At 32.1% G+C, this 3032-nt stretch carries 3 protein-coding genes and 1 pseudogene; 1 reads left to right on the top strand and 3 read right to left on the bottom strand.

The window, feature by feature from the left end; genetic code table 11:
- Window positions 1-276: pseudogene (locus tag ACIQ2I_RS08765) on the top strand (hypothetical protein); the annotation flags it as partial.
- Window positions 277-349: 73 nt separating this feature from the next.
- Here the strand turns inward: ACIQ2I_RS08765 and ACIQ2I_RS08760 are convergent.
- From ACIQ2I_RS08760 to ACIQ2I_RS08750, 3 genes are all read right to left on the bottom strand, one after another.
- Complete coding sequence (locus tag ACIQ2I_RS08760; RefSeq protein ID WP_353170781.1) at window positions 350-580, bottom strand: hypothetical protein; 231 nt, start codon at window positions 578-580, stop codon at window positions 350-352.
- 74 nt (window positions 581-654) lie between these two features.
- Window positions 655-2013 (bottom strand): MATE family efflux transporter, encoded by a 1359-nt coding sequence (locus ACIQ2I_RS08755; RefSeq protein WP_396182032.1) that lies wholly within the window; start codon window positions 2011-2013, stop codon window positions 655-657.
- A gap of 102 nt (window positions 2014-2115) precedes the next feature.
- A partial coding sequence (locus tag ACIQ2I_RS08750) for a histidine--tRNA ligase (protein WP_396182031.1) occupies window positions 2116-3032 on the bottom strand: 917 nt, incomplete at its 5' end.

The raw sequence follows: 3032 nt of genomic DNA, 5'->3' as shown, positions 1-3032 counted from the left end.
GCACACTATCTAACACTTTTAAATAAAGAAGGGTTTTCAGACAAAGAACGAAAAACACTTCAAAATTTGGTGAATCCGAAATATGTATTGCGAAATTATATGGCGCAAATGGCAATTGAATTGGCCGAAAAAGAAGATTATAGTTTGCTAAACGAATTGTATGAAATCCTTTTACATCCTTATGAAGAACAACCAAAAAATGAAAAATGGTTTGCCAAAAGACCCGATTGGGCAAGAGAAAAAATAGGAAGTTCTATGCTGAGTTGTAGTTCTTAATTTAGACTTGTTAGATTTTTAGACTTTTAGATTTTTAGATTTAAAAAAAACCGATAGATACTATCGGTTTTTTTTATGCTTTTTCGTAACGTTCCATTTCTCGGTCGTAAAATTCGCCAGCAAGCGTAATTAAATGTTCCATTTCAACTTCAAGTTCTTTCTGATCTTCTTCTTCAACATCTTCTAAAAATTCTACAGAATCATCTTTTAGATTGATAAAAAATCGCGGATATTCTAAATGAATGACAAAAATATCATCTGGAAAATCAGTGTTGTCACCTGTTACAAATTTTGGTAATTCCATATTTTAAAATTTTGAATTGTAAATTATAAATTTTGAATTTTGAATTCTCAAAAGTACAAATCTTTTTAAGATTTTTATCTATGTAATTTTAATAGAAATCTAAATCTTAAATAAAGCATTAGTGCCGCAGCTGTTAATCCTGCTAATAAGCCAATCCAAACGCCTTCGGCTTTTAAATTCGTATACAATCCCAAATAAATGGATATTGGAAAACCAATAATCCAATAGGCCACAAAAGTTAAATACATGGGCACTTTTACATCTTGCAAACCACGTAAAGCGCCTAAAACTACTACTTGAATACCGTCTGAAATTTGGAAAAATGCTGCAATTATTAATAATTTTGACGAAACCGAAAGTACTTCTTTTATTTCTGCTGCATTTAATGCCATTTCTGAATTTACAAAAAATGAGGGGAAAATTTGACTTCCTAACATGAAAATCGCTGCAAAAATAATTTCTAAAATAATAGCCATTAAGAAAATAGAATGGGCTACCGTATTTAGTTTTTTATAATCATTTAATCCTTTCTGGTTGGCCACGCGAATCATCGCTGTTACACTTAATCCCATTGCAAACATAAAGGTTAACGAAGCCAAACTTAATGCAATCTGATTGGCTGCCTGACTGGTAGTATCAATCATACCACACAACCAAATGGCGCCAGTAAATAAAGCCACCTCAAAAAACATTTGCATGGAGGAAGGAATACCCAGTTTAATAATTTTATCTGAAACACTTTTTTGAAAAGATTGCCAACCAAAATTCTTAAAGAAAGATTTGAATTTTTCATTTTTAGACAAAATGTAGTGCATGTAAATAACCATAAAAAAACGTGCTATTAAGGTACCAATTGCCGAGCCAACAATACCCATTTTTGGAAACATAAACAATCCAAAAACTAATAATGCGTTAATTACTACGTTGATGATGTTACCGTAAATAGTTGCGTACATGGAATATTTTGTTTCACTCATACCATCTGCAAACTGTTTGTATGCTTGAAAAATCACAAGTGGTACCAATGAGAAGCCCACAATATCTAAAAAAGGTTTAGCTAATTTTACTACATCTGCGGGTTGATTCATGTATGACAATAAAGGCTTGGCAAAAAGCAATAAAAAGAACAATCCAAAACCTAAAATAGTACATAAAATTAATCCGTTTTGAAAAGCTGTTCTTCCACCCTCTCTATCTTTTGTACTATCAAATTCGGCTATAATTGGTGTAATAGCTGTTGAAAATCCAATTCCAATTGACATGCCTATAAATATAAAACTATTTCCTAAAGAAACCGCTGCTAATTCTGTAGAACCCAATTGTCCTACAAAAATATTATCTACAACTCCAACTAGCGTATGACCCACCATTCCTAAAATAACAGGTAAAGCTAAATTGAAATTGTATTTGAATTCTTGAATGTATTTTTTCATTTTGTTACACAGAGGTTCGCAGAGGTTCGCGGAGTTACACAGAATACAAAACTAATTTTGTGAATCTTTGTGGTGTTTCTCATTGTGTCTCTGCGTAATGTCTTATTTTAATTTTGCTACTAACTCTTCTATCGAAACTATTTCTTGTACACCAGAAACCAAATCTTTAATTTTATATTGATTTTGTTTCATTTCTTCTTCGCCTACTAAAACGGCAAATTGAATGCCTTTTTTCTCCGCAAATTGAAATTGTTTGGCCATTTTAGCAGCATCTGGATACATTTCGACTTTAATTCCGTTTTGTCTTAATTGCGAAATGGCTTTTAATGAAAATAACGTTTCGGGTTCACCAAAATTTATAAATAAAGCTTTTGAAGTTGAGCTTACTGTTACTGGAAACAAACCCAATTCTTCTAAAACCAAATAAATTCTATCTAGTCCGAAAGAAATTCCCACGCCACTCCTATTTTTTAATCCAAAAATACCTGTTAAATCATCATAACGACCACCACCACCGATAGAACCCATAGCTACCTCTTTTGGTGCTTCCACTTCAAAAATAGCACCTGTATAGTAATTTAATCCACGAGCTAAAGTAACATCTACATCTAAATTTGCCGATTGCAAACCTAATTCGTTAATAGCATTACAGATGAATTTCAATTCTTCTACACCTTTTAAACCTTTATTGGAAGATGCTAAAAGCGTGGTTAATTTTCGGATTTTTTCTGGAATACTTCCTGTAAAATTGAAAAGCGGTTGTACTTTTTCAATGGCTACTTCTGAAATTCCTTTTTCAAGCATTTCTTTTTTCACGCCGTCTTCGCCAATTTTATCTAATTTATCTAAAGCAACCGTAAAATCAATTAATTTATCTGAAGCGCCAATCACCTCAGCAATTCCTGATAAAATTTTACGATTGTTAATTTTTATGTTAACCCCTGTTAAACCTAAAGCAGTAAAAATAGTATCGTACAATTGCACAAATTCCACTTCTTGCCAAAGCGAATCACTTCCTA

The organism is Flavobacterium sp., assembly GCF_044368995.1.
Lineage (GTDB): Bacteria > Bacteroidota > Bacteroidia > Flavobacteriales > Flavobacteriaceae > Flavobacterium.
The sequence above is the reverse complement of the archived record's forward strand: the minus strand, read 5'-3'. Positions and strand labels throughout refer to the sequence as shown.

Excerpts from the sequence above, each read along its gene's own strand:
- ACIQ2I_RS08760 (WP_353170781.1), bottom strand. The coding sequence starts at position 580 with ATGGAATTACCAAAATTTGTAACAGGTGACAACACTGATTTTCCAGAT.
- ACIQ2I_RS08755 (WP_396182032.1), bottom strand. The coding sequence starts at position 2,013 with ATGAAAAAATACATTCAAGAATTCAAATACAATTTCAATTTAGCTTTA.